25 protein-coding genes, 2 tRNA genes and 1 riboswitch are annotated in these 26352 nt (G+C 62.9%); of the genes, 24 read left to right on the plus strand and 3 right to left on the minus strand.

Translation table 11 applies throughout. The annotated features are described in order from the left end of the window. Positions 1 to 265: 265 nt before the first annotated feature. The 12 genes from ACIQC5_RS14245 to ACIQC5_RS14300 all read left to right on the plus strand — a co-directional run bounded on the left by ACIQC5_RS14245 (position 266) and on the right by ACIQC5_RS14300 (position 13381). Positions 266 to 3508: an Rne/Rng family ribonuclease gene (locus ACIQC5_RS14245; RefSeq protein ID WP_400283378.1), complete on the plus strand. Its 3243-nt coding sequence runs from the start codon at positions 266 to 268 to the stop codon at positions 3506 to 3508. 188 nt (positions 3509 to 3696) lie between these two features. Continuing rightward, positions 3697 to 3795: riboswitch (TPP riboswitch) on the plus strand. After that, positions 3786 to 5309: a bifunctional hydroxymethylpyrimidine kinase/phosphomethylpyrimidine kinase gene (locus tag ACIQC5_RS14250; RefSeq protein WP_400283381.1), complete on the plus strand. Its 1524-nt coding sequence runs from the start codon at positions 3786 to 3788 to the stop codon at positions 5307 to 5309. (Overlaps the previous riboswitch by 10 nt.) Before the next feature lie 365 nt (positions 5310 to 5674). Then, positions 5675 to 5983, plus strand: a complete 309-nt coding sequence (gene rplU, locus ACIQC5_RS14255) for a 50S ribosomal protein L21 (RefSeq protein ID WP_207616561.1) — start codon at positions 5675 to 5677, stop codon at positions 5981 to 5983. A 61-nt stretch (positions 5984 to 6044) separates the two neighbouring features. Then, entirely contained in the window at positions 6045 to 6308 is a 264-nt protein-coding gene (gene rpmA, locus ACIQC5_RS14260; RefSeq protein ID WP_021470683.1) for a 50S ribosomal protein L27, read from the plus strand. Between the two features lie 136 nt (positions 6309 to 6444). Further along, positions 6445 to 8031, plus strand: coding sequence for a GTPase ObgE (obgE, locus tag ACIQC5_RS14265; protein ID WP_400283385.1), 1587 nt, complete (start codon positions 6445 to 6447; stop codon positions 8029 to 8031). After that, on the plus strand, positions 8021 to 9172 hold the full coding sequence (proB, locus tag ACIQC5_RS14270) for a glutamate 5-kinase (RefSeq protein WP_400283388.1): 1152 nt from the start codon (positions 8021 to 8023) through the stop codon (positions 9170 to 9172). The genes obgE and proB overlap by 11 nt, the downstream gene beginning before the upstream one ends. Before the next feature lie 26 nt (positions 9173 to 9198). Next, positions 9199 to 10563 (plus strand): glutamate-5-semialdehyde dehydrogenase, encoded by a 1365-nt coding sequence (locus ACIQC5_RS14275; RefSeq protein ID WP_400283391.1) that lies wholly within the window; start codon positions 9199 to 9201, stop codon positions 10561 to 10563. An 82-nt stretch (positions 10564 to 10645) separates the two neighbouring features. Further along, entirely contained in the window at positions 10646 to 10885 is a 240-nt protein-coding gene (locus ACIQC5_RS14280) for a hypothetical protein (RefSeq protein WP_144651516.1), read from the plus strand. Between the two features lie 4 nt (positions 10886 to 10889). Next, on the plus strand, positions 10890 to 11561 hold the full coding sequence (nadD, locus tag ACIQC5_RS14285) for a nicotinate-nucleotide adenylyltransferase (RefSeq protein ID WP_400283879.1): 672 nt from the start codon (positions 10890 to 10892) through the stop codon (positions 11559 to 11561). 7 nt (positions 11562 to 11568) lie between these two features. Beyond that, positions 11569 to 12729: a hypothetical protein gene (locus ACIQC5_RS14290; RefSeq protein ID WP_400283395.1), complete on the plus strand. Its 1161-nt coding sequence runs from the start codon at positions 11569 to 11571 to the stop codon at positions 12727 to 12729. Between the two features lie 55 nt (positions 12730 to 12784). Continuing rightward, positions 12785 to 13186: a ribosome silencing factor gene (gene rsfS, locus ACIQC5_RS14295; RefSeq protein WP_400283398.1), complete on the plus strand. Its 402-nt coding sequence runs from the start codon at positions 12785 to 12787 to the stop codon at positions 13184 to 13186. Between the two features lie 119 nt (positions 13187 to 13305). After that, a tRNA-Ala gene (locus tag ACIQC5_RS14300) sits at positions 13306 to 13381 on the plus strand. 74 nt (positions 13382 to 13455) lie between these two features. Here the strand turns inward: ACIQC5_RS14300 and ACIQC5_RS14305 are convergent. Next, positions 13456 to 14043 carry a ScbR family autoregulator-binding transcription factor gene (locus ACIQC5_RS14305; RefSeq protein ID WP_400283401.1) on the minus strand — a complete coding sequence of 196 codons (588 nt, stop codon included), beginning with the start codon at positions 14041 to 14043 and terminating at the stop codon, positions 13456 to 13458. Between the two features lie 379 nt (positions 14044 to 14422). Between ACIQC5_RS14305 and ACIQC5_RS14310 the strand changes: the two genes are divergently transcribed. Further along, positions 14423 to 14495 (plus strand) — tRNA-Ala (locus tag ACIQC5_RS14310). A 71-nt stretch (positions 14496 to 14566) separates the two neighbouring features. Here ACIQC5_RS14310 and ACIQC5_RS14315 read toward each other — a convergent pair. Continuing rightward, on the minus strand, positions 14567 to 14944 hold the full coding sequence (locus ACIQC5_RS14315; RefSeq protein WP_400283404.1) for a cupin domain-containing protein: 378 nt from the start codon (positions 14942 to 14944) through the stop codon (positions 14567 to 14569). Positions 14945 to 15191: 247 nt separating this feature from the next. Here ACIQC5_RS14315 and ACIQC5_RS14320 point away from each other — a divergent pair, with 247 nt between their 5' ends. The 5 genes from ACIQC5_RS14320 to ACIQC5_RS14340 all read left to right on the plus strand — a co-directional run bounded on the left by ACIQC5_RS14320 (position 15192) and on the right by ACIQC5_RS14340 (position 20937). Then, entirely contained in the window at positions 15192 to 16325 is a 1134-nt protein-coding gene (locus ACIQC5_RS14320) for a class I SAM-dependent methyltransferase (RefSeq protein WP_400283406.1), read from the plus strand. Between the two features lie 207 nt (positions 16326 to 16532). Further along, a complete protein-coding gene (locus ACIQC5_RS14325; protein ID WP_400283409.1) occupies positions 16533 to 17732 on the plus strand; it encodes an ROK family transcriptional regulator in 1200 nt (399 codons plus the stop codon). A gap of 108 nt (positions 17733 to 17840) precedes the next feature. Next, a complete protein-coding gene (locus ACIQC5_RS14330; RefSeq protein ID WP_400283412.1) occupies positions 17841 to 19196 on the plus strand; it encodes an extracellular solute-binding protein in 1356 nt (451 codons plus the stop codon). Further along, positions 19193 to 20062, plus strand: a complete 870-nt coding sequence (locus ACIQC5_RS14335) for a carbohydrate ABC transporter permease (RefSeq protein WP_400283415.1) — start codon at positions 19193 to 19195, stop codon at positions 20060 to 20062. The genes ACIQC5_RS14330 and ACIQC5_RS14335 overlap by 4 nt, the downstream gene beginning before the upstream one ends. Further along, positions 20059 to 20937, plus strand: a complete 879-nt coding sequence (locus ACIQC5_RS14340) for a carbohydrate ABC transporter permease (RefSeq protein ID WP_400283418.1) — start codon at positions 20059 to 20061, stop codon at positions 20935 to 20937. Before ACIQC5_RS14335 ends, ACIQC5_RS14340 begins: the two co-directional genes overlap by 4 nt. Here ACIQC5_RS14340 and ACIQC5_RS14345 read toward each other — a convergent pair. Continuing rightward, a complete protein-coding gene (locus ACIQC5_RS14345) occupies positions 20934 to 21137 on the minus strand; it encodes a hypothetical protein (RefSeq protein WP_400283420.1) in 204 nt (67 codons plus the stop codon). The genes ACIQC5_RS14340 and ACIQC5_RS14345 overlap by 4 nt on opposite strands. Positions 21138 to 21248: 111 nt before the next feature. Here ACIQC5_RS14345 and ACIQC5_RS14350 point away from each other — a divergent pair, with 111 nt between their 5' ends. Genes ACIQC5_RS14350 through ACIQC5_RS14375 form a run of 6 tightly spaced genes read left to right on the plus strand, consistent with a single transcriptional unit; the run spans position 21249 to position 26328 of the window. Continuing rightward, positions 21249 to 22256: an AAA family ATPase gene (locus ACIQC5_RS14350; RefSeq protein WP_400283423.1), complete on the plus strand. Its 1008-nt coding sequence runs from the start codon at positions 21249 to 21251 to the stop codon at positions 22254 to 22256. 12 nt (positions 22257 to 22268) lie between these two features. Then, positions 22269 to 23222 (plus strand): DUF58 domain-containing protein, encoded by a 954-nt coding sequence (locus ACIQC5_RS14355; protein WP_400283426.1) that lies wholly within the window; start codon positions 22269 to 22271, stop codon positions 23220 to 23222. Then, a complete protein-coding gene (locus ACIQC5_RS14360; RefSeq protein WP_400283428.1) occupies positions 23212 to 23673 on the plus strand; it encodes a hypothetical protein in 462 nt (153 codons plus the stop codon). The genes ACIQC5_RS14355 and ACIQC5_RS14360 overlap by 11 nt, the downstream gene beginning before the upstream one ends. Beyond that, positions 23664 to 24635 (plus strand): VWA domain-containing protein, encoded by a 972-nt coding sequence (locus ACIQC5_RS14365; protein WP_400283431.1) that lies wholly within the window; start codon positions 23664 to 23666, stop codon positions 24633 to 24635. The genes ACIQC5_RS14360 and ACIQC5_RS14365 overlap by 10 nt, the downstream gene beginning before the upstream one ends. Next, positions 24632 to 25615 carry a VWA domain-containing protein gene (locus ACIQC5_RS14370; RefSeq protein WP_400283433.1) on the plus strand — a complete coding sequence of 328 codons (984 nt, stop codon included), beginning with the start codon at positions 24632 to 24634 and terminating at the stop codon, positions 25613 to 25615. Before ACIQC5_RS14365 ends, ACIQC5_RS14370 begins: the two co-directional genes overlap by 4 nt. Continuing rightward, positions 25612 to 26328 (plus strand): hypothetical protein, encoded by a 717-nt coding sequence (locus ACIQC5_RS14375; RefSeq protein WP_400283435.1) that lies wholly within the window; start codon positions 25612 to 25614, stop codon positions 26326 to 26328. The genes ACIQC5_RS14370 and ACIQC5_RS14375 overlap by 4 nt, the downstream gene beginning before the upstream one ends. The last annotated feature ends 24 nt before the right edge of the window (positions 26329 to 26352 follow it).

Below are 26352 nucleotides of genomic sequence, written 5' to 3' on the forward strand. Positions count from 1 at the left end.
CCAAGACCGCCACCATGAGCAGGGGCATGCCCGGATCACGTGATCCTCGGTAGGCCCGCCATGGATATGGACGGCACCTGGTTGTGGCAGCAGAACAACGGGTTCCAGAACAGCGTCGCTGGCTTTCCAGGGCTGCCGCACCCCAATGATGGTGCGAACCGGAAGGAATACTACCGACTTCTGTCAATGCCTGAGGGTTTTGACAATATTTGCCCCTCTGGGCACCGGATGTGGCGGTGTCGCTGGGGCAGGAGTGTTGCCACATATGGATAATGATCAGGTTGTAGCCGTTAACGAAGAAGCAGCTCCCGCGGAGGCTGCGGAAGCGCCCAAGAAAGCTACCAGAACGAGAGCCCCTCGGACAACGCGCAAAGCTGCGCCAAAGGCGGCCGAAGCCGCTACGGCGGAGGTTGAGGCTACGTCGGCTGAAGCGGCAAGTACTACCGACGCCGTTGAGCCGCCTAAGGCGCCCGCTCGCCGCAGCCGCGCCACCAAGAAGACAGTAGCCGCGGAGCCCCTGCCCGGTTTCGACGAACAGCCCGCGACCACCGAAGCGGCAGCAGTGGAAACCCAGACCGAAGCAGTTGCCGAGCCAGCCCCGGAAAAGCCGGTTCGTCGTCGTCGGACCACCAAGCCCAAGGTTGAAGCTGCGGAATCCGCCACCATTGTGGAGACGGTCGAAGAAACCACGACGCCGGATGCCGGCACCCAGCCTCAGGCGGCCAGCGCGGACGCTCCTCAATCGGCCGCTGAGGCTCCTGCCGCTCCGGTGGCTACAGAGGAAGCGGCACCGGTCAACGGCGAAGCCGCGGACGAAGAAGCGACTTCCGAGGAATCCGCACCCGGTTCTTCCTCGTTGTTCCTGGAACCCGTCTCCATCACCTCCATGATCTTCCAGGCGCCGGACCTGAGCACCGTGGTGCGTCCCGCCGCCGAGGAGAAGGAAGAAGAAGAGGCGGAGGAAACAGCCGAAGCCGGCACCGAAACCGAGCTTGAGGATGCCGGCAGCCGCCGCCGTCGTCGTAGCCGGGGTCGCCGCGGACGCCGTGGAACCGACCGCGAAGAGAACGAAGCCGAAGACGGCAGTGAAGCAGAGGACGACGAGGCTCCAGTAGCCGAAACCCTGGAAGACGGAGTTACTTCCCGTCGTCGTCGGCGTCGCCGCCGTGGCGACCAAGACCTTGAATTGACCGGCGGTTCGGACGACGACCCGCCCAACACGGTCACCCGGGTCCGTGCCCCGCGCCCGATCACGGAAACTGCACCCTCCAACAGGGTGACCAGCGTCAAGGGATCCACGCGTCTGGAAGCCAAGAAGCAGCGCCGCCGCGAGTCCCGTGAGACCGGACGTCGCCGCCAGGTGATTACCGAGGCCGAGTTCCTTGCGCGTCGCGAGTCTGTTGACCGCCAGATGATTGTCCGCCAGCGCGACGACAGAATTCAGATCGGTGTCCTGGAAGACGGTGTGCTTGCGGAGCACTTCGTGTCCAAGACCCAGCAGGACTCTTTGATTGGCAACGTTTACCTGGGCAAGGTCCAGAACGTGCTCCCGTCCATGGAGGCGGCATTCGTTGACATCGGACGCGGCCGCAACGCTGTGCTCTACGCCGGTGAAGTGAACTGGGACGCCGTCAACCTGGAAGGTCAGCCGCGCCGGATCGAGAACGCGCTGAAGTCGGGGGATTCCGTTCTGGTGCAGGTGACCAAGGACCCCGTGGGCCACAAGGGTGCCCGCCTGACCAGCCAGATCTCGCTGCCGGGCCGCTACCTCGTGTACGTACCGGGCGGTTCCATGACCGGCATCTCGCGCAAGCTTCCCGACGTCGAGCGCAACCGTCTCAAGCGCATCCTGAAGGACCGTTTGCCGGAGAACGCGGGCGTTATTGTCCGCACGGCTGCCGAAGGTGCTTCCGAGGAAGAGCTGACGCACGACATCAACCGTCTTCGCGCCCAGTGGGAAGGCATCGAAGGGCAGGCGTCCTCCACCAAGGTCCTGGCACCGGAACTTCTCTACGGCGAACCGGACCTGACTATCAAGGTGGTCCGTGACGTCTTCAACGAGGACTTCTCCAAACTGATCGTCTCCGGCGATGACGCATGGGACACTATCGAGGCCTACGTCACGTATGTTGCCCCGGACCTGGTGGGTCGCCTGGAAAAGTGGACCAAGGACCAGGACATCTTCTCGGCTTGGCGGATCGACGAGCAGATCCACAAGGCACTGGACCGCAAGGTCTTCCTGCCCTCAGGTGGTTCGCTGGTCATAGACCGCACCGAAGCCATGACTGTGGTGGACGTCAACACGGGCAAGTTCACCGGCAGTGGTGGAAACCTTGAAGAAACCGTTACCAAGAACAACCTTGAAGCGGCCGAAGAGGTGGTTCGGCAGCTGCGCCTCCGCGACATCGGCGGCATCATTGTCATCGACTTCATCGACATGGTCCTTGAATCCAACCGGGACCTGGTCCTCCGGCGCCTGGTGGAATGCCTGGGCCGCGACCGCACCAAGCACCAGGTAGCCGAAGTGACGTCGCTGGGTCTCGTCCAGATGACGCGCAAGCGCATGGGTACCGGCCTTTTGGAAGTCTTCGGCGAGCAGTGCGAGCACTGTGCCGGCCGCGGCGTGGTCACCCACGACGAACCCGTCGAGCACCGCCGGGCCAACGTCGTAGCGGCGGAGCACCACCGCCCGCACACCGAAACCCAGCAGCCGCCCGCCCGCACCGAGCGCAAGCGCCGCCGTGGCAAGGGCGGGGGACAGGCTACTGCCGACGCTCCCGTGGCCGTTCACACCTCGGCGTCCGCTCCTGCCGCGCACGCACCGGCGCCGGAAACCACCGATCCGGTCCGCCAAGCAAAGGCAGAAGCCACCCGGGCGGCATTGGCCACCATTGCGGCGGCCGCACACGCAGCACACTTGCACGACGACGAACTGCATCGGGCGGCCGAGGAGCAGGCACATCTTGCGAGCCATGAAGAGCACTCCGGCGGCGCCGCTGCCGGTTCTCCTGCCGGTGGCGGCCAGGATGCGGCCTCACGTGAATCACGATCGACGCCGGTTCTGCGCTTCGGGGGCGAGGAAGTTGCCCTTCCGTTCGTAGAACATGCCGAGGAAGTGTCCTCCGGTAAACCGGCCATGAGCTTGGACCTCCTCGCCGAGGCCTTCTCGCATCTTGGGGCTGCGCCGGTTGCTGAAACCGAAAGTCCCGTTGCGTCCCAGCCGGCGCAACGGGAACCGAAGGCATCGTCCGAAGAACTGGATGGATACGCTGAGGAAGCCCACGAGGCCTCTTCCCGTTCACGCGGTCGCCGTGGTCGCCGCAACCGCAGTGCCAGCCGGGCGCAGGGCGCAGCCAACGAGACCAGCGTGGAGCACCACGAGGTAGCTGCCTCCAGTGGGGGCGGCACGGCGCATGAGGCCAAGGCGCCCACCGTAGCGCCGGCCAAGCCCGTGGCAGCCAACGAGCCCATCATTCTCGGAGTCGGCGTGCCCGCTTCCGAGCTGTAGGTTCCCGCCACTGCGCAGCTGTACATCGCCGGGCCCCGGCAGAATCCGTGACCAACGGACTCTGCCGGGGCCCGGCGTCGTTGTCGGCCCTTTTAGGCGAGCATCAGTCGCATCCCGTCGGCAACAGTCACATCCCGCCGATCAAGACGGCACGGTTCCGTTACCAGAGTCCATCCCCGCTAGGCTAGGAAGCTGACACGGGGTGCCGGGCGCAGGGCCAGGCTGAGATCCAGACCCGTTGAACCTGTCCGGTTAGCACCGGCGAAGGGATGTCTTCATGACTTCAGCGTCGTATTCTCCTGTCTACCCGGTAGCCGTTGCTGCGGGTCGGCCAACACCAAGGGTGCTCAGCATCGCCGGCTCGGACCCCTCCGGAGGTGCCGGAATCCAAGCAGACTTGAAGAGCATCGCTGCCCTCGGTGGATACGGAATGGCTGCCATCACGGCTCTCACTGCCCAGAACACCCAAGGTGTCACCGGTGTCCATGTACCCCCGGTGGAATTCCTGCGGCAGCAACTCGATGCCATCAGCAACGACATTTCCCTTGACGCCGTGAAGATTGGCATGCTCGGAGACACAGCGGTTATCGAAGAAGTCCGCAGCTGGCTCGAGAAGGTGCGTCCCGCCGTCGTGGTCCTTGATCCGGTGATGATCGCCACCAGCGGTGACCGCCTCCTGCGGGAGTCGGCCGAAACTGCGCTCCGTGGCCTGTTGCCTCTTGCCGACCTGATAACTCCGAATCTTCCTGAACTTGCCATGCTCCTTGGCGAGCCCGAGGCCCCGGACTGGGCTACTGCCCTGGAGCAGGGGAAGCGCCTCGCGGCCGAATGCGGCAATACCGTCCTGGTAAAGGGCGGCCACCTGGCCGGTACTGAATGTCCTGACGCGCTGGTCAATACCAGTGGATTGTTGCGGCAGGACGTACTGGAAGTCGCCGGACCCCGCGTGGTTACCAAGAACAGCCACGGGACTGGATGCTCCCTATCGTCCGCCCTTGCCACCGTGCAGGCCCGCACGGGGGATTGGGAAGCATCCTTGCGTGAGGTCAAACCTTGGCTGCTCACGGCCCTCACAGCGGCGGACACCCTCGAAGTGGGGCAGGGCAGCGGCCCCGTCCATCATTTCCACCACTTGGCCCAAGCCGCCCGGCCCGGCGACTTCGCAGCCAGGTTGTGGGCAGCTGCCACTGAAGAGCTTGATGCCATCTATGGCCTCAACTTCATTCAGGAACTGCAGTCCGGCGCGTTGTCCGAGTCCCAGTTCAGCTACTACCTGGCCCAGGACGCGATCTACCTTAACGGCTATTCGCGGGTCCTGGCGCGCGCCGGGGCATTGGCACCGAGTGAGGAAGAGCAACTGTTCTGGGCGCGCGGATCACAAATGTGCCTTGAAGTGGAATCGGAGCTGCACAGAAACTGGCTCAGCACTCGTCAGGCATCGACCGAAACAGGCCCGGTCACCAAGTCATACGTGGACCACCTGCTGGCCTCGTCTGCATCGGGAAGCTATGCGGTCCTGTTGGCGGCAATACTCCCGTGCTACTGGCTGTATGCCGAAGTGGGCCAGCAGTTGCACGGGGCATATGTGGAAGCCGGCGCGCCGGCAGGCCACCCCTACGCTGAATGGCTGCGGACGTACGCCGATGAAGAGTTTGCTGCGGCAACCCGGAAGGCGATTGATTACACAGCCACCGCGGCGGCGTCAGCATCCGCTCAGGAATGGGAGGCCATGCTTGAGGCCTTCGCCCACTCGTGCCGTTATGAAACAGCGTTCTTCGATGCTCCGAGGCTGTTCGCTTAGCAGGGGGTTTTGAGCGGTTTTCTGCCGAGACGGCGCGCGCCGTGGCGAAATCCCCGAAACAGGGCCTGCAGGCTGTATGCTCTTTAGGCACGGTGCCGGGCGAGTCCGTTCCAGCTGGTGATGATCATCACGTGGAGACCTCCGGACCCGGCCTCATTTGCAGCCGAAGGCCAAACTAGCGTAATCTTGATCTTCGGTGCTTACGCCAACACTTGGGTTATGCCCCTTGGAATTGTTCATGGGATGACTCGCGGACTTCGATCTGAAGTCCACGGCGTTGAGGCACAGCGCGAACCAGGCCTGATTCCGGCTCAAGGTTCCGCACGCAAATTTAGTAAGAAACGTCGAGAGAAGTGAGTACCCAAGTGGTGTACGCGATTGTCCGCGCAGGCGGCCGCCAAGAAAAAGTTTCCGTTGGAGACTACGTAACGCTGAACCGCGTCCCCGGTGGAGCCGGCAGCACGCTTGAGCTGCCCGCCTTGCTCCTGGTTGACGGTGACAAGGTCACGTCTGCAGCTGCTGACCTGGCCAAGGTCAAGGTTACGGCTGAGATCCTCGAGGACCTCCGTGGTCCGAAGATCGTCATCCAGAAGTTCAAGAACAAGACCGGCTACAAGAAGCGCCAGGGTCACCGTCAGGAACTGACCAAGATCAAGATCACGAGCATCAAGTAACCTCTGGTTACTCTGTTCAGGTTTTTCAGTTTCCCCAGAAATTTAGAGGCAGGCATTTCACATGGCACACAAAAAAGGCGCGAGTTCCACTCGCAACGGTCGTGACTCCAACGCTCAGCGTCTCGGCGTCAAGCGTTTCGGTGGTCAGGTAGTTTCCGCTGGCGAGATCATCGTCCGCCAGCGCGGCACCCACTTCCACCCGGGCGCCGGTGTCGGCCGCGGTGGCGACGACACCCTGTTCGCTCTCGAGGCAGGTGCGGTTGAGTTTGGTACTCGTCGCGGCCGTCGCGTAGTGAACATCGTTGCTGCTGCAGCTGCAGAGTAACAACAAGTTCTGAACCGGTGGAGCGGGCCAAACGGCCCGCTCCACCGTTCTTTTAACCGCATTACAATCAACTAGGGCGCTTCCGGGTGCGCTGGATATAGCAATTTCGCTGGCAACAGCAACAGAGGAGATTCACGTGGCGAGCTTTGTAGACCGGGTAGTCCTGCACGTATCCGGTGGAACCGGCGGCCACGGCTGTGTCTCTGTCAAGCGGGAGAAGTTCAAGCCGCTTGGTGGTCCGGACGGCGGCAACGGCGGAAATGGCGGCGACGTCATCCTGCGCGTTGATTCCCAGACCACCACCCTCCTTGACTACCACCACGCTCCCCACCGCCACGCCACCAATGGTGGCCCCGGCATGGGTGACTGGCGCGGTGGCAAGAACGGAGAAACCCTCATCCTTCCGGTGCCGGACGGCACAGTGGTCAAGACCAAGGACGGCGAAGTCCTTGCCGACCTCGTGGGTGAAGGCACGGAGTTCATTGCTGCTGCCGGCGGCCAGGGTGGCCTCGGCAACTCGTCGCTATCCTCGCAGAAACGCCGTGCCCCGGGCTTTGCGCTGCTCGGCATCGAAGGCGAGTCCAGCGACATCGTCCTGGAACTGAAGTCCATTGCAGACATCGCGCTGGTGGGCTTCCCCTCTGCCGGCAAGTCGAGCCTGATCGCTGCCATGTCCGCGGCGCGGCCAAAGATTGCCGACTACCCCTTCACAACCCTTATTCCCAACCTCGGCGTGGTCCAGGCCGGCGAAGTCCGGTTCACCATTGCTGACGTTCCCGGCCTGATCGAGGGTGCCAGCGAGGGCAAGGGCCTTGGCCATAACTTCCTGCGCCACGTTGAGCGCTGCGCCGCCTTGGTTCACGTCCTCGACTGTGGAACCCTCGAAGCAGATCGCGACCCCTTGTCGGACCTCGCCATCATCGAGGCCGAGCTGGACAAGTACGCCGTGGACATGAGCTATGCAGGTGTCGACGGCGAAGTGGTGCCGCTGAACGAGCGACCCCGGCTCGTGGTCCTCAACAAAGTGGACCTGCCCGACGGCAAGGACATGGCAGAGTTCGTTCGCCCGGACCTCGAAGCCCGCGGATACCGTGTCTTCGAAGTCTCGGCCACCAGCCATGAAGGCTTGCGCCAGCTAGGTTTCGCCATGGCAGAAATCGTCAAGGCTGCCCGCGATGCGGTTGAAACTGCGCCGCCAAAGGTTGCTCCACCCATCCTGCGTCCGCGTGCGGTCAATGAGTCCGGCTTCCGGATCCGCCGTGAGGAAAAGAACCTCGAGCCGCTGTTCCGCGTGCTCGGCGAGAAGCCTGTACGTTGGGTCAAGCAGACTGACTTCACCAACGAGGAAGCCATTGGCTACCTGGCTGACCGCCTTGCCAAGCTCGGCGTTGAGACCGAGCTCTTCAAGGTAGGCGCCAAACCTGGCGATACCGTTGTCATCGGTGAAGACGATGGCGTGGTCTTCGACTGGGAGCCCACCATGATGGCCGGCGCCGAGCTTCTGGCCACCCCTCGCGGCACCGACATCCGCGTTGCGGACATCGGCGACCGTCCCACACGTTCGCAGAAGCGTGATGAGCAGATCGAACGCCGCGAGGCCAAGGCAGCTGCACGCGCCGAACTTGAAGCCGAGCGCAAGGCGGGCATCTGGACCGAGTCCGTCAACCGCCGTCGTTCGCAGCCTATTAAGGAAAGCAACCTGGATACCGGTGATGACGACTAAAACAGTCGAAGCTCCCAACGCAGCAGAGGCAAGTGAGCGCCATGCGCTGGCTACCGCCAAGCGGATTGTGGTCAAGGTCGGTTCGTCGTCCCTGACCAGCATCAAGGGCGGCATCTCCGAGAAGTCGCTCACAGCGCTGGTGGATGCCCTTGCGGACAAGCGCAACGCGGGCACCGAGATCATTCTGGTGTCCTCGGGCGCAATCGCTGCCGGTCTTGCTCCGCTGGGTCTTGCCAAGCGGCCCAAGGACCTGGCGACGCAGCAGGCAGCGGCGAGTGTGGGGCAAGGGCTGTTGATGGCCCGGTACACCCAGGCTTTCAGCGCCCATGGCGTGACGGTCAGCCAGGTTTTGCTGACCGCTGATGACCTCATGCGCCGGACGCAGCACACCAACGCTTTCCGGGCCCTGGATCGACTGTTGAACCTTGGCGTCGTGCCTGTGGTGAACGAAAACGACACCGTTGCCACCCACGAAATCCGCTTCGGGGACAACGACCGTTTGGCTGCCTTGGTGGCCCACTTGGTGCGAGCCGACGCGTTGGTGCTCCTGTCCGACGTCGATGCCCTGTACGACGGCCCGCCGTCGCAAGGCGCCCAGCGTATTCCTTTGGTTCGCGGTCCTGAGGACCTCGAAGACGTCACCATCGGCAAGGCCGGCAAAGCGGGCGTTGGAACCGGCGGGATGATGACCAAGGTGGAGGCCGCGTCGATCGCCGCTGGCTCCGGCATCCATGCCCTCGTGACGTCCACGCCCAACGCCGCGGCGGCGTTGGCGGGGGAGGACGTGGGAACGTGGTTTGCCATCAACGGCAACCGCAAGCCCGTCCGCCTCCTGTGGCTGGCGCACTTGGCGACCGTCCAGGGCCGTTTGGTGCTCGACGACGGCGCCGTCAAAGCCGTGCGCGATCGGCACAGGTCACTCCTTCCCGCCGGCATTTCGGATGTCAGCGGTGAATTCGAGGCCGGCGATCCTGTGGAAATGGTGGCCGCTGATGGCACCGTGGTGGCGCGAGGCCTGGTGAACTACTCTTCGGAGGAACTGCCCCGCATGCTGGGACGCTCAACACAGGAACTCGGCAAGGCCATGGGCCGAGGCTATGACCGCGAAGTTGTTCATGTTGATGACTTGGTGCTCCTCTAGGTCCACCCCTCAACTAAACTTGGACCATGACTGAAGCGCTGACGCCCGACGCCCCTGTGATTTCCGACGTTTCCGGTACCACCGGCCGGACGCCGGAAAGCCCTGCGGCTGGTGGAGTCCCGCTGTCGCCGGAAGATGTCCAGGCTGCTGTGCACGCCATCGCGGACCGTTCGCGAAAGGCAGCCCGCCGTATGGGCCAGGCCAACCGTGCCTGGAAGGACCAAGCGCTCCGCGCGATCGGAGCGGCACTGCTGGACGGACAAAAGCATGTCCTGGCCGCCAATGCCAAGGACGTCGCCGCAGGGAAGGCCAACGGAACGTCGGCTGCCCTCCTTGACAGGTTGACACTGACCCCTGCCCGCATCGAAGGCCTGGTTGCTGCCTTGGAGAACCTTGCTGGCTTGCCCGATCCTGTGGGCAATGTGGTGCGTGGACAGACTCTCCCCAATGGGCTGCGCCTGCGCCAAGTCAACGTCCCCATGGGAGTTGTCGCGGCGATTTACGAGGCCCGCCCGAACGTCACGGTCGATATTGCCGGGCTCGCCCTGAAGAGCGGGAACGCCGTCATTCTCCGTGGTGGTTCCGCTGCTGCCCACACCAACGAGGCACTGGTCCGGATTCTCCGGGACGCCTTGGACTCAGTAGGCCTGCCGGCTGATGCTGTCCAGACTGTGGACCAGTACGGACGCGAGGGTGCCAACGTGCTCATGCGTGCCCGTGGCCGCGTGGACGTCCTGATTCCCCGTGGAGGCCGCGATCTCATCCAGACCGTGGTCAACAACTCCTCAGTGCCTGTCATCGAGACCGGCGAGGGCAACGTCCACATCTTTATCGATGAGTCTGCCAGCGAAGAAATGGCCGTAGAGATCCTCCTCAACGCCAAGACACAGCGGCCCAGCGTGTGCAACACCGTGGAAACGCTGCTGGTGCACTCGGGGTCCACTGTGCTCCCGGCAGTCGCTGCTGCCCTTCGCTCCGCCGGAGTGACGCTCCATGTGGATGAGCGGATTGCTGCTGCGCTGGGCAAGGACGTGGAAACCGTGCCTGCCGACGACGTCGATTGGGCCACGGAGTACATGGACCTGGACCTGGCTGTTGCCATGGTGGACAGCCTGGATGACGCGGTCCGGCACATTCGCCAATGGACTACCGGACACACCGAGGCAATTCTGACCAACAACCTTGCCAACGCTGAGAAGTTCATTGCGGACATCGACTCTGCCGCAGTGATCGTCAACGCGTCTACGCGATTTACCGACGGCGGCGAGCTGGGTCTCGGGGCCGAGGTGGGTATTTCGACGCAGAAGCTCCATGCGCGTGGTCCCATGGGCTTGACCGAGCTGACCACCACCAAGTGGATCGTGCAGGGCGAAGGCCAGATCCGCGGCTGACAACGCGGTAACATAGAACAGAAGTCCGGAACGGTGGGGAGCCCCGCCGTCAAAAATCCTTTGAGAGCCACTAGGGGAGAAAATGCTGTTTCAGCAGATCGCCACGTCCATTGCCGCCCAGACAGAGGGTGGCCACGAGGAACTCGCCCCGCTGTGGGCTGAGCCGTGGGTGTTCGGCATTGTGATGTTTGCTTTCCTGTTGGTTCTGATGTTCGTAACCCTCTCCTACACCAACCTTGGCAACCGCCACGAGGCAGTGGAAGAGCACTCCGATCCGCACCGCCAGCACCCGAACAAGCACACTCACGGCCAAGGCCACTAACATTATCGCCGCAACACCTCGCGGGGAGTCGGGGCGCAGGCTTCGGCTGGGCGTGATGGGTGGAACATTCGATCCTATCCATCACGGCCACCTTGTGGCTGCAAGTGAGGTTGCCGCCAAGTTCGATCTCGACGAAGTCGTATTCGTTCCTACCGGGCAACCTTGGCAGAAGTCCAGCAAGCAGGTCAGCAAGCCCGAGCACCGCTATCTGATGACGGTCATTGCCACGGCTTCCAACCCGAGATTCACTGTCAGCCGGGTGGACGTTGACCGTCCTGGACCCACGTACACCATTGACACTCTGCGCGATCTCCGGACTCAGCGCCCCGACGCTGACCTCTTCTTCATCACCGGTGCTGATGCCTTGGCCCAGATCCTGTCTTGGAAAGACGTGGATGAGCTCTGGTCGCTGGCCCACTTTGTCGGTGTGACCCGCCCTGGCCATGTCCTTGACGATATGGGCAGGGAAGACGTGAGCCTCCTCGAGGTGCCAGCCATGGCCATTTCGTCCACGGATTGCCGCATCCGTGTGGGTGCGGGAAATCCGGTGTGGTACCTCGTACCAGACGGTGTGGTGCAGTACATCGCCAAGTATGGACTGTACGCAGGGCAGCCCGGGGCAGGGGAGCTGGCACCTGCATTGTCCGGATCAGACGACCAAGCACGTACTGAATGAGTTTTGAATGAGCCAGGAACAGCGACCCATCCGCAGCAGGCGTGAGCTTCGTCGCGCCCGGGAACAGCAGGCTGACACGGCCGGGCAGGTAGCGGTTGCTACTGCCCCTCCCGAGCATGAAGCCAACGCCGAACCCGACGTCGAAGCTCACCGCGGGATGGGCCGGAATCGCCGGGCCGCCGACGTTCCAGTGGATGCCGTGGGGGCAACTGGACCGGAACGCTCATCGCAGATCCGCGCCCGCGACAGGGCAGCCCTGCGCACCATCAAGGAACTCGCTGACAAGGAAGAGCAACTCTCCGGCGGTGGCCCGCCCACTCGCCGTCAGCTTCGTTTGCAGCAGTTGCAGGCCGAGGTAGCGACGTCGGCCAATCCGATTGTCCCTCTTCCCGAAGCCAAGCCCGGCGATCCCGCCGAAGCCCGTCCGACGGAGGAAAAGCCGGCAGGACCTCTTAAAGGCCATGTCGGCGGCCCCTCCGAAGCGGACATGTCCGTGGAGCAGGCGTTGGCTGTTCGCGAGCTCATTGCCGCGCAGGTTCAGAACCAGACAGCCAAACTCGAGCACATAGCGGACCAGGATCCGCTGGCGGTTGATCCCGAGGTACTTGCCCAGCAGATTGCCCTTGCAGAGCGGGCAGCGGTCCTCAACAAGCGTGCCGCCGCCAAGCAGAAACTCGCGGAGCAAGCGGGAGGCCAGGCGGCTGCGCAATCCGTGGGTCAAGCGGCACCGGCACAGTCGGCAGGGCCCTCGACGGCGAACAACCTTGCGATGGTGACACCGCTCGAATTCGTGAAGGTCCCGGGTATAGAGCGTCCGGTCATGAAGCGTCCTTCCACGACCTTTGTGCCGCTCGTGACATCACCTGGCCCGTCGCTGGATAACTCAACTGCCAGCAAAGGCCGCCCATCGCGTGGGCGTTCGGGTGTCCTTGCCCGGGCCGAAGCTGTGGCCAAGTCTGCTCGGAAGGCTCCGGTGGCAACTCAGCTGCCGGACGAGGAATCCCAGCGGCCGCCCATTGCGGCCAGCACGGCATATGGGCTTGACCCTCTCGATGCCAATACAGCCGGCCTTGCCCGGGCTCAGCGCAACCGGCTCCTTCAGCTCGGAGTCCTGGCCCTCGGCATCGTTGCGCTGATTGCCGGCATCATCATGATCACCAGCGGTTAGTCCGCTATTAACGGCTTTCGCCATTTACAGGCCATTGGCCACAACAAGGAGTCCCGTGACTGCACATGAACAATCCATCGCCCTCGCTCGCCATGCCGCGTTTGCCGCATCAGAGAAGCTTGCCGAGGACATTGTCGCCCTGGACGTCAGCGAACGCCTGGCGCTGACTGACATCTTCCTGATCGCGTCTGCACCGACGGAACGCCAGGTCAACGCCATTGTTGACGGTATTGAGGAGGAGCTGTTGAAGCAGGACCTCCGCCCGGTACGCCGCGAAGGCCGTTCCGAGGGCCGTTGGGTCCTGCTTGATTACGCGGACATCGTAATCCATGTCCAGCACGCTGAGGACCGCGTCTTCTATGCACTGGAGCGGCTGTGGAAGGACTGCCCGGTGGTCGATCTCGAACTTGGGGACGACGCTTCTGCAAAGGTCGCCTCCGGGGAAGACTCGGAGTAACGCCAGCAGTCCGGCAGCCGAATATGCCCGATTTGGAATTTTCGGAAATGCTGGTCTAAGATATTTGAGTTGCTTCGGCGAGGATAGCTGAAAAAGTATTCGTGAAGCAGCAAGAATATGGGGCTGTGGCGCAGCTGGTAGCGCACCTGCATGGCATGCAGGGGGTCAGGGGTTCGAGTCCCCTCAGCTCCACCATCAACAAGAAAGCCACCCGGTCGGGTGGCTTTCTTGTTTTCTGCGGCCGGAGAAGCAAGGGACAACACAAAGCTCTAGTTCGCGAGCGGCGACAGAGCAGGCATCATGAACTCCCACATCTGATCGATGCGGCTGAGGACATCTTCGCGTCCGGTCAGAACGTTGGAGACCATCTGGACCCCGGTGAACGATGCGATGAGATATCGCGCGAACGCGGCCGGGTCCACGCCTGAACCAACGGACCCTTCCTCCTGCGCCGTTCTGAGGAGTGCCTCCGCGGTGGCGATCCAGTCCTTGTAGGGACCGGAAACGTCAGCGTCAAAAGCAGAGGCTTCGAAGGTCAGCCGGATGCCACCTTGAACGATCGGTTCATCCAACAACTGTTGGCCGAACATTTTGCAGAGGCCAATGAGCTTGTCCAGTGCGGGTATGTCGGCAGCTACAATCCCCGCGCCGGCGGCGAGGACCAGAGCATGCTGTTCAGCTATGACTGCCAGGGCCAGTTCTTCTTTGGATTTGAAATGGAAATAGAGGGCGCCCTTGGTGACACCTGCCCGCTGTGTGATGTCGCTGAGGCTGGAATTGCCGTAGCCGATTTCCGCAAAGACCCGGGCGGCGCCCTGGATTACTGACAGGCGTGTGTCTTTCGCACGTTGCTGCATGGTCGGCGGAGAACCCCTCGGGTAGTTCACGGTGCGGCGGAAGTCGGGACCGCCGTCGAGTCCCCAACAACGCTATCACCGGCGGCCGGGCGACCAACAGGCCGGAAACCGACTGAACGGTTTTGTTTAAGGCGCGGTCTGACTCTAGACTTCCTGTGGGGACGTATCGGGCTTCCGCCCGGTCCCCACGGCGGCCATTGGGGGGAGGTGCGGTGGACAATCCAGCGCACCCCGGCCGTTGCAAGGGCAGCATTCAAGGGGCAATGTAGCGGGTGATGCAGCTCACGCGTTTGCGATTTCGCTTCTCGAAAGAATGTGGTTAGTATTGACGAGTTGCTTCGGCGGGAAGGGAAATCTTCCTGAAGAATTCAACACATCCGGGGCTGTGGCGCAGCTGGTAGCGCACCTGCATGGCATGCAGGGGGTCAGGGGTTCGAGTCCCCTCAGCTCCACTTCGGATGAAGACCCCGCTCTGTTGAGCGGGGTCTTTCTGTTTGTCGGTCAGGTTCCCGAGTGGAACTGCCTACTCCGCCGGGCGCGCGAATTCTGCGGCGCTCAGGAATTCGATGCCTTGGAAGGGCTGGTCGCCAACAACGTGGGCGTTGTGGCCCGGAGGAATGGTGTACGAATCACCGGCGGAGATACTGATCTTGCCGCCATCGTTCGTTTCGACTTCCAAGGCTCCGGAGACGCAGAAGCCAACGTGGCTCAACTGGCAGGAGTCGGTGCCGACCACCGGCTTGATGCAGTCGGCCCAGGTCCAGCCGGGCTCGAAGGTCGAGCGGCCGATTGTGTAGTCTCCTACGGTGACAATGTCCACCACGGTTTTGTCCGGGCGGCGCGTTTCATCGGGAGAGTTGTGGGACTTTACTTCAAGGTTCGTGACAACATTGACGGTCATGGCCTACTCGCAGGTGAGAGGAGCCGGTTCGTTTGCAGTCCCGGCGCCTGGCTCAGCGGCCTCCGGGACCAGCGGTCGCCATCGTCAGGGTCGAAGGGCCGGCCAAGGCGATGACGAGTAATCATGCATCATGCAGAAACCACAATGCTCCGAACGCCCCGTGATGTCGAGACGCTGCAGCGAACGAAATTCTTACGAGGCCGGGGTGCCAACGGGTGTATAAGACGGAAAGCGGGAAACAGCAATCGTGAGCGCACTGGATCTTGAGGCGCTGTTCGGGTCACTGAGCAGGCTTCCTGACGTTGAGGCCGATAACCTGCAGGCGTACGACGCCACGGATCGGCTTCTGCTGGAGACGGCAGCCGGCATGGTGGAGCCCGGCGCCAGGATCGCCGTTGTTGGGGACCGGTACGGGGCCTTGACCCTGGGCGCGGCTGCCGGGCTCGGCGTTGAGCATGTGCGCGTCACCCAGGATCTGTTCACCGGCAGGCTCGCGTTGCAGCGTAATGCTGAAGCCGCCGGACTGTCGAATCGCTACAGCCACCATGAATTGGGTCCCGATCTTCTGGGAGCCGCCGAGTTGGTGCTGATGCAGTTGCCAAAGTCCCTTGCCGAGTTGGAGGAATACGCCGACGCCGTAGCCCGCTATGCAGCGCCGGATGCAGTCCTGCTGGCCGGTGGACGCGTGAAGCATATGTCTCTGGGCATGAACGCGGTGTTGGAACGCCTCTTCGAATCTGTCCAACCGCAACTGGCTCGGCAGAAGTCCCGGGTCCTCGTTGCTGCCCGCCCCAAGGCCGTGCCTGCAGAGCCGCCCTTCCCGCTGGCAGAAGTCATCTCTGAACTTGGAATCACAGTCTGCGCTCACGGAGCAGCGTTCTCGGGCGCACGCCTGGATATCGGTACGCGCTACTTGTTGAGCTTCCTGGACAGGATCCCGGCAGCACGCCAGATGGTCGATCTTGGATGTGGGACAGGCATACTGGCCACGATGTACGCGCGCCAACATTCGGATGCCCGGGTGATCGCCACAGACCAGTCTGCGGGTGCTGTGGCCTCGGCACGACTCACGGCATCGGCGAACGGCCTGCAGGACCGAATCGACGTCATCCACGACGACGCCATGTCAACGCTGGAGCCAGGAAGTGCCGATCTCATCCTGCTGAACCCACCCTTCCACCTGGGCGCGAGCGTCCATGCAGGTGCGGCCCTCAAGATGTTTGAGGCTGCGGCCCGGGTCCTCGCTCCTGGAGGCGAGCTGTGGACGGTTTACAACAGTCACCTGCAGTATCGTTCGGCCCTTGAGCGACTCATTGGCCCGACGTCGGCGGAGGGCAGGAATCCGAAGTTCACCGTAACGCGAAGTCGCCGGGCCGGATGAGGCGTCATCGCGCACGGCTTTCACATAGAATTCAGTGTCATCGTTACCAAGCCCTGACTCCGTCGCCAGCGTGTGCGCGTATGCGCGTGGACGGGGGTATCGTACGATTCAGACACACATGAAGTTCGACGAGTGTTTTGTGAACGAGGGGAATCAGTGACTGAGATCCGGCAGCCGACACCGAGGCGCGGAACGAATCTGCCTCGCATGGGGGACTTCAACCTGACCGTCATCCTGGAGGCCATCCGGCGGTCTACCGGGGGACTAAGCCGCGTCGAGCTTGCGCAGATCGTCGGTCTATCCCCGCAAACCATCTCCAACATCTCGCGCCGTCTCCTTGACCAGAAACTCATTGTTGAGGCTGGCAAGGAAGGCTCGGGTCCGGGCAAACCGCGGACCATCCTGCGTCTGAACCCATCAGGAATGTACGCCGTTGGCGTTCACTTGGATCCCGCGGTGATCACTTTCGTGGTCCTGGACCTCGTGGGCGATGTGGTGCGGCATTCGCGGATGGCAACCCCGGGAGGCGATCCCGCTGCGGTCATCACGAGCATCGCTGAACAGATCCACATCCTGATCGAGGAATCCGGCGTTGACGCGTCCAAGATCGCAGGACTTGGCGTCGCGGTTCCGGGTCCCATCGACCTCGACGAAGGCGCTGTGGTGGAGCCGCCACTGTTGACCCGGTGGAACCGGGTGCGCATTCGCGAAGCATTGTCCGAGGCCACGGGGCTGGAAACGCTCGTGGACAAGGACGTGACCAGCGCAGCTGTCGCCGAAACATGGGCTGGGGGAGCCAGCGGCGCAGGCAGCTTCGTCTTCATGTACATGGGAACCTGCATCGGCTGCGGCCTGGTGATGAACGACGAAGTGGTCCGTGGCACGTCTGGAAACGCCGGTGAAATCGGCCACATCATTGTTGACCCCAACGGTCCCCAGTGCGATTGCGGCCTGCGCGGTTGTGTGAAGTCGTCCTGTATCCCACAGGTTCTGGTGGCCGAGGCTGAAGCCGCTGGAGTGCTGGATGGGCACGGTGAGGGCGCGGATGGGCCGGAGGTCCAGGAACGGTACGCGCTGCTGTGCGACAAAGCGGACGCCGGGGACGAGAAGGCCATTGCCATCCTGGACAAGTCGGCAACGCTCGTGGCCCGGGCGGTTTCCGTCGTGACCAACACCTTGGACGTTGAAAGGGTCGTTTTCGGCGGTCCTTTCTGGGGCCGGATGTCCTCATACTTCCTGGAGCGCGTTCCGGGGCTGCTTGCTGAGAACAGCGCGGCCCGCATGATCCACGGCATAGAGGTTGTGGGCACCGGGGTAGGCGAGGATGTTGGCGCGATTGGAGCAGCCTGCCTGGTGCTCGAACACATGCTGGCGCCCCGGGCGCAACGGCTATTGCTCGAAGGCTAGGACGACGACGGCCTGCCCCGGCTACCGCGGGCAGGGACAACCGAATATCCGCCAGGCTCGGCCAAAGCATGTGTGGGGGCTGCAGCCACTTTGACCGAATGGAGAACCATGAACCGCCCAACGAGGTTCACCGCGATCTTTGCCGTCGTTGCAAGCCTCTTGGCATCAACGGCCTGCTCTTCGACGCCACCGCAGGCGGGGAATAAGACGCTCACGATCGCGTATCAAAAGACGGATTCATTTACGGCGCTGGATGCAGTGATGCAGGACGCCAAGAAGGAATTCGAAAGTGCCAACTCGTCCGTCACCGTCGATCTTCAGCCCATCCAGGCCAACGACGACGACTACGGGACCAAGCTGGCGTTGGCGCAGCGCTCCCCGGACACGGCCCCTGACGTTTTCTACGAGGACACCTTCAAGGTGCGTTCCGACGTTGACGCCGGCTACTTGCTGAAATTGGATCCCTACCTTGAGAAGTGGGCTGACTGGTCAAGCTTCGACGAAGCAGCGAAGGCTGCCGGTCGGGCGGACGATGGCAGCATCTATGCCGTTCCGCTGGGTACGGACACCCGTGCGATTTGGTACAACAAGACGGTGCTCCAAAAGGCCGGCATCGCTGTGCCGTGGCAGCCAAAGACCTGGGAAGACATTCTGACTGCGGCTCGTGCCATGAAGGCGGCCGATCCCACACTGATCCCGTTCAGCATGTATGCGGGCAAGGGGACCGGCGAAGGTACCGTCATGCAGAGCTTCTATGAGCTGCTCTACGGCACAGGCAGCACGCTCTACGACGAAAAGGAAAAGAAGTGGGTGGTGGGCTCCTTGGGCTTCACCGACTCCTTGGCGTTCCTGAAGACGCTCTACGACGAAAAGCTTGCTGTGACCCCGGCTGAAGCATTGGACGCCAATGTTTGGAAGAAAGTCTTCGGCGAGTGGTTCCCGCAAGGCAAACTGGGCGCAACCGTGGAAGGCTCCTACTCGCCGTCGTTCTGGCAAAAGGGCGGACCGTACGAGTGGGCCGGGTACGAGCAGGAGATGGCCGTGGCCATGTTCCCCACCCAGAAAGGACAGGAACCCGGCGGTGTGAGCATGTCAGGTGGCTGGACGTTGGCCGTTGGGGCCAAAAGCCAGGAACCCGAGCTCTCCTTCCAATTCCTCACCACGGTGCTGAACAAGAAGAACGCTCTGGCGTATGACATTAAGAACTCCCAAATAGCGGTCCGGACGGATGTGGCCTCCGAGTCCTCTTATCTTGCGGCGAATCCGTTCGTGAAAGACGTTTCCGACTTGGTGAAGGTCACGCACTACCGGCCCGCCACTGCCGACTACCCCAGGATTTCCACTGCCGTGCAGGTGGCGACGGAAGCTGTCATTACCGGCAAACAGAGTCCGGAAGACGCTGCCGCCGAGTACGACCAGACGGTCCGCAAGCTCGTGGGTGAGGACAAGGTCCTCGAGAAATGACGATCCGCCGCTACGTGCGGCTGCTGCCGGTAGTCCCTTCGGTGCTTCTGCTGTTGCTGTTCCTGCTTGCCCCTATCCTGTGGTCGTTCTATGCGTCCTTCACCGACGCAGCCCTTTCGGGCCGCGGAGCCCGGGATCCGCAATGGGTGGGCGTGGACAACTATGTGCGGATGCTGGGGGATACCTCTTTTCCGTTTTCCGCCTGGCTGACGGTGGTGTTCGTTGTCGCCTCCGCGGTCATTGGCCAGAACGTCCTGGGCTTGCTCATCGCTTTGCTGATGGTCCGCTCCCGCAGGATCGTTTCGGCGTGGGTGGGTACTGCGGTGGTGGCTGCATGGGTGCTGCCGGAAATCGTGGCTGCGTTCGCCGCTTACGCCTATTTCAACCGTGATGGAACGCTGAACCAGATCCTCGAATTCTTTGGCGGCCATGGTGCTGACTGGCTCTACTCCTTCCCCATGGTGGCGATTATTCTCGCTAATACGTGGCGCGGAACGGCTTTCTCAATGCTGGTCTACAGGGCCGCGCTGGCTGAAGTTCCGCGCGATATTTCCGAAGCCGCGCTGATGGATGGGGCGCGGGGCTGGCAGCGGCTCGCGTTCATCACCCTGCCGCTGATTCGGGGCAGCATCGCCACGAACCTGATGCTGATCACGCTTCAGACCTTGGCGGTCTTCACCCTTATTTGGGTCATGACCGCAGGCGGGCCAGCCAACGCCACCACCACGCTGCCCGTGCTGGCCTACCAGGAGGCCTTCAAATTCGGCGACATTGGGTACGGTACGGCTGTGGCGTGTGTCCTGATCGTCCTGGGCATGGTCTTTGGGACGATCTATGTGCGGCTGCTGCGGGTGCGGCGCCCATGATGTCCGATCGTTTGCGAACCCGGGAACGGCCTGAACTTTCGACGGCGGGTGGAGCCGAACGCCGCAAGGCCCGCTTCGCAGCCGACATCGCACTGGCCCTGATTGGTGTTTGCTTTGTCCTGCCCCTGTTGTGGCTGCTGTTCGCGGCTGTCGACCCGCAGGCCGGGCATCAAACCACCTGGCCGGCGGCGCCGTCGTTGGAGAACTTCCGGGCCGTTCTCACGCTTGACTTGTTGTTCCGGCCGTTGGCCAACAGCTTTGTCCTCTCTGCCGGCACGGCAGCGGTGAACGTCGTGGCCGCCGTGCTGGCCGCCTACCCGTTGTCCCGTTATCAATCGCGGTTCAACAAACCGTTCATGTATTCCGTCTTGTTCGGAACGTCGTTGCCGGTCACCGCCATCATGGTTCCGGTGTACGGCTTGTTCGTCCAACTGCACCTGCTGGACTCAATGGCAGCCACGATCTTCTTCATGGCCACCACTACTTTGCCCATGGCAATTTGGATGACCAAGAACTTCATGGATTCGGTGCCCTTGGAACTCGAGGAAGCCGCGTGGGTGGACGGGGCGTCCACCATGGCGGCCTTGCGAACCATCGTGATGCCACTCATGCGCCAAGGCCTGGGCGTGGTGTTCATCTTCGTGTTCATCCAGGCATGGGGGAACTTCTTTGTCCCCTTCATCCTGCTGCTGTCTACGGCCAAGCAACCGGCAGCAGTGTCAATATTCAGCTTCTTCGGCCAACACGGCGCCATCGCCTACGGTCAGCTGGCGGCGTTCTCCATCCTGTACTCCGTGCCGGTCCTGCTGCTTTACGCAGTGGTGTCCCGAAGCATGGGAAGCTCCTTCGCATTGTCCGGAGCCATGAAGGGTTAGTCGATGTCCTCGACTATTTCTCCGTAGGGTATGGATTCATCCACATGTGCCTGGTGGCCCGTTGGTCCGGGGTTGTAGGTAATCCGGACGCCGTGCCGTTGGTCCGCTGCGGACTGGAGCAGGACGGGCCGGATGGCCTGGCCAACGTGATCGGTCTGGGAGGCGAGGTATTCCTTGTAAGCGGCTGGGAGCTCGTTCATGGCAAAAGGATAGACCTGTGGAGCTCCCATGGGGAGGGCTCCCCATTGCGGGAATTCCGGGACGAGGCTTGGATGGAAAAGCCCAAGAGTCACCAGCGAGGGGAACCACGAGTGCTTCAGAACACCGCCACGGCCGGAATCGATGCACCGGACATGGCCCGCGCCCAACAGCTCGTAGGCCGTATCTCCCGCAGCTTCGAGCACAAAGTTGTAGGCCAAAGCCGCCTGGAGGAGACCTTGCTGATCGGGCTCCTGACCGGTGGGCACATCCTGCTGGAAAGCGTCCCCGGCCTGGCCAAGACCACGGCTGCCCAGACAATCGCTGAAACGGTGAGCGCTGAGTTCCGCCGCATTCAATGCACCCCCGACCTTCTCCCCAGCGACATCGCCGGCACCCAGATCTTCGACGCCGCCAAAGGAACTTTCGTCACGCAGTTAGGACCCGTCCACGCCAACATTGTGCTGCTCGACGAGATCAACCGGTCCAGTGCCAAGACGCAGAGCGCCATGTTGGAGGCCATGCAGGAACGGCAAACCTCCATCGGCGGCGAGTCCTACCCGCTGCCCGACCCCTTCCTGGTCCTGGCCACACAGAACCCGATCGAACAGGAAGGTACGTACCGCCTTCCTGAAGCGCAGATGGACCGCTTCATGATCAAGGACGTCCTGGACTATCCCACTCCGGCCGAGGAAGCAGAGATCATCCGGCGGATCGACGCGGGCGTGTTCAGCGCAGCTCAAAGGCCGCCTGCAGCGGCCTCCCTGGACGCCGTCCTCCAGATTCAGGAGCTCGTCCGCAGGGTCTACATTGATCCTGCCATTGTTCGCTACATCGTCGGCGTCGCCTACGTGACGCGTAACGCCGCCCAATACCTCGAACCACACCTCGCGGCCCTGGTTGAGTTCGGTGCCAGTCCCCGCGCGAGCATCGCGTTCAGCCAAGCAGCAAGGGCACTGGCCTTGATGAACGGACGGGACCACGTGATCCCCGAGGACGTCAAGAACCTGGCTCACCGCATCCTGCGCCACCGAATAGTCCTTGGCTTTGACGCCGTTGTGGAGGGCATCGGCGTGGAAACGATCATTGACGCTGTTCTGGCGTCGGTCCAGACCCCATAGCGGAGCAGTCCTGTGCCCAGCCTCCTACGACGCATCAAGTCGAAGATGTTCATCGCCGCCCACCGCAGGACCCTTGCACTCCTCGACGGCGAGTACGGTTCCGTCTTCAAAGGCCGCAGCCTGGACTTCGACGAACTCCGGGCTTATGTTCCCGGTGACGAAGTCCGGGACATCGACTGGAAAGCCACTGCACGGCACGGGTCCCCGCTGGTCAAGCGATACGTTGCTGTCCGCCGGCATGCTGTCCTGCTCTTGGTGGATACCGGGCGAAACATGGCTGCGCAGGGAGCGTCCGGAGAATCCAAGAAGGATATTGCCGTGCAGGCGGCGGGTGTCCTGGGATACCTCGCCTGCCGCCACGGCGACGACGTAGGCCTTCGCCATGGCACGGCCACAGCTTCCCGGTTCGTCCCGCCACGCAGTGGAGAGGAACACCTCGAACGGCTGCTGCGGGACATCGATTCAAGCACCGCCCTGGACGCGCCACCCAGCGGAATCGCCCACCAGATTGACTATGTCCTGAGATATCTCAAAGGGCGGTTGCTGATCGTTGCCGTCGCCGACGAGTTCATGCCGGATCCTACCGTGGAGGCACTCCTGCGCCGGCTCCGCGCCCGGCACGAAGTACTGTGGCTGACCATCCGTGACGCGGACCTCGCGCCGGCAGCCGGTTCCCGGTCCGGAGGCCAAAGGGACAGCGACCAGACGGACAGCACCGACGTCGTGAATGGTTCCCGCATCGCCGGAAAGCTGGCGGCGCAAGCGGCGGTGCAGGCGGCCTACGCTGCCGCCATGCGCGAGCGCGGGAGACGGCGCAGTGACGTCTTCCGGCGGCTCAGGATTGCCGAACAGCAAATCGGCGGCACGGCAGATGTGGTTGGGAAAGTATTCGCTCTTCTTGAGCAGCACCGTTCGCGCGCCCTCGGCGGACTTTACCTGGCGAAGGGTGGACGCCGTGCAGGATGAGGCAGGCTTCTACGCACCGCTTCAATACCAACCACTGTGGATGTGGCTGGGTTTGGCATTGCTGGTCCTCGTAGCTGGCTGGTACGCCTGGATCCTCCGGCCATCTCCCCGCCCCAGGCCACAAGCCTCATCTTTGCAGCAGCCGGACCTTTCGCGCTTGCGCTCGCAATGCCTCGCCGCGATCGACGCTGTGGTTTCGGATGCCGACGCCGGACGCTTGCCCGAGCGGGCCGCGCACCAGGAACTCAGCCGCCTGGTGCGGGAATTCGCTGGAACCGCCACGGGACTTCGGGTCACGTCCATGACCCTGGAAGAATTGCGGCACAACGGTCTGGAACCGGTTGCTGCGGGCATCGCCGGGATCTACCCCAACGAATTTGCGCCGGCACCCGTCCACAGTGTGCCGGACTCGGCCGACGCAGCAAGGCAGGCCGTCCGCACATGGAACTGATGTTCTGGTGGATCCTTCCCCTTGCCGCGCTGACTGCGGCACTCGCTGCCTGGCTGCATCGCCGCAGTCGTCCATCACCGGCAAGGGCCATTGCCCACGGTGAACGGCTGACAGGGCTGCCGGAGTACCAGCGGGCCGCCCGCCGGTACCGCACCAGTTTGATCGCCACCATTGCAGTGGGGTCCGTGTTCCTCATGGCGACTGCAACGGCCGCCGCCCGCCCCGTCCAGCGCACCACGTTGGAGCCCGAAAAGCGCAACCGGGACATCGTCCTGTGTTTGGACGTCTCCGGCTCAATGACCAGCACCGATGCCGCCCTTGCCGGGGTGTTCCACCAACTGGCCCGGGAATTCGACGGGGAACGCATCGGCATGGTCATCTTCGACAGCAGCAGCGTCCAGCTGTTCCCCCTGACGGACGACTACAACTACGTGGTGGAACAGCTCGCTTCTGCGAAGGAGTCACTCGACGACGGAGGGGGATCGTTCTTCGATGGCACATGGAACGGAGGCGGGTCCTCGCTCATCGGCGACGGCCTGGCGTCCTGCGTGCAAAGCTTCACCACTGAGGACGACACCAAGCGCTCGCGGTCCGTGGTGCTGGCGACGGACAACTTTGTTTCCGGTGAATCCATCTTCACGCTGGAACAGGCTGGAACCCTTGCGCAGGCCAAAGGAGTCAAGGTGCACGCGCTCAACCCCAGCGACTTCGATGACGGCACCCAATCGGACCAGCCAGGCACACGGCTCAGAGCGGTCGCCGAAGGCACCGGCGGCACGTACCACTCCTCCGGTGCGCCGGACGCCGTCCCGGGCATCGTCCAAAAAGTCCAGGAAAGCGAAGCCACAAGCTACCAGGCAGCTCCCAGCGCAATAGTCGCGGATGCGCCGGCTTGGCCGTTGTTCATCGCGCTGCTCGCGGGCGCCGGAATGCTGGTCCTGGGATGGCGGGTGGACCGATGACGTTCAGCCCCATCATCGCCTGGCCATTTCTCGTAACCGTGGCGGTAGCCGCTGTGGCCTTCACTGCGTGGATGGTCCTGCGGCCGGGTCAATCGACGCTGAGGCGGAAGGCCGCCGTGGTGAGGGCCGTCGTCGTTGCGCTTCTGCTCCTCGCCGCACTGCGACCCGGCGTGCCCGCCGGCGAAGAGCAGCTCGCGACGGCGGATGTGGACGTTTTCTTCGTCGTGGACACCAGCTCCAGCATGGCGGCCGAGGACCACCACGGAACCGACACGCGCTTGGCAGGGGTCAAGAAGGACGTGCTGGCCATCGCCAAAGAACTTGCAGGGGCGAAATTCGCCCTGATCACTTTCGACAGCAAGACCACTGTCCGCATGCCGTTGAGCCAGGACGCCACCGCGCTCCAGACGGCCATGACCACTCTCCAACCGCAAACCCCCCGCTTTGCCCACGGAACCAGCGTGACCGCGGCGGGCCAGCTCCTCAAGGAGAGGCTCGCGGCCGCCAAGGAGCAACATCCGGGCAGGCCAGCTCTCGTGTTCTACGCGGGGGATGGGGAGAACACGAGTGTTGAAGCGCCCCAGCGGGTGCCGGTTGATGCCTCGAGCGTGGCCGGCGGAGCAGTCCTGGGTTACGGCAGCACCGGGGGAGGACGCATGAAGGACCCATCAGACCCGGACGCCGGATACGTCCAGGACCGAAGCACAGGCGATTCCCGGGACGCAATCTCCAGGATCGACGAAGACCAGTTGGCAGCCATCGCCTTGCAGCTGAACATTCCCTACGTACACCGAACGGGCGCAGAGTCAACGTCGGACATGCTCGCCAAGTCCCGGCCCGGGGCGCTGACAACAACCGCGGGCGATGGACCGGGCCGCTTGGAGCTCTATTGGACCTTAGCTTTGGCGGCGTTTTTGCTTGCACTGCGTGAACCCCTGCGGCACGTCGCTGCTCTCCGGGAACTGGGGAAAGTGGCATGACCGGCGCTGGAGGAAGCGACGTTCGACGCCGACGCCGGCGGCTTGCGCTGTGGTCCGCGGTGCCGGCTGTGCTGGCGCTCGCCGTGGCAGTGAAACTCCTGAGTGTCGGTCCACTGAGTGCCACCGCCACGGACGGTTTCGCGGCGGGGCGGTCCTCAGAGGTACTCCAAGCCGCGTCCAGCCTTGGCGTGGCAAACGTGGTAGAGCCACACAAAGCGCTTTTCGCCTCGGGCGACGCGCATGTCCTGGCAAGCGACTTCGAAGCCGCACGGCGTGATTTCGAGGCGTCCTTGCAGCTAGGGGCGGGCGCCGACGAGTGCAAAGTGCGCGTCAACCTGGTCCTGAGCATTGAAAAGTTGGGCGACGCTGCGAAGACGGAGGAGGACGCGGCCTTGCTGTATACGGAAGGACTTGGCGTGCTCGCGGAGTCACCGGCTGGGTGCCGACGGCCCGGTGCGGCGAACACAGCCGGCGAAGGCCAAAGCCTTTCCGCGGCACAGGATCGACTCAATGCCAAGCTGGGCAGCAGCCGAGCCGCGGACGGCCGTCCACATGATGCCCAGGATCAGGCGGCGCGGGCCCCGGCGGAACAGGAACAACTGCACCAATTGGGGGAGAAGGCGCAACAGGCCCAGCGGGAGCGGGCCCAAGGCCAGGAAAGGGAGCAATACCTTCGGTCCCCGGACGGTCAGGGCGTGGATCGCCCATGGTAGGCAATTGGACGAACAATATTCACC

It is taken from the genome of Paenarthrobacter sp. NPDC092416 (genome assembly GCF_044755025.1).
In the GTDB taxonomy this organism is placed as follows: Bacteria; Actinomycetota; Actinomycetes; order Actinomycetales; family Micrococcaceae; genus Arthrobacter.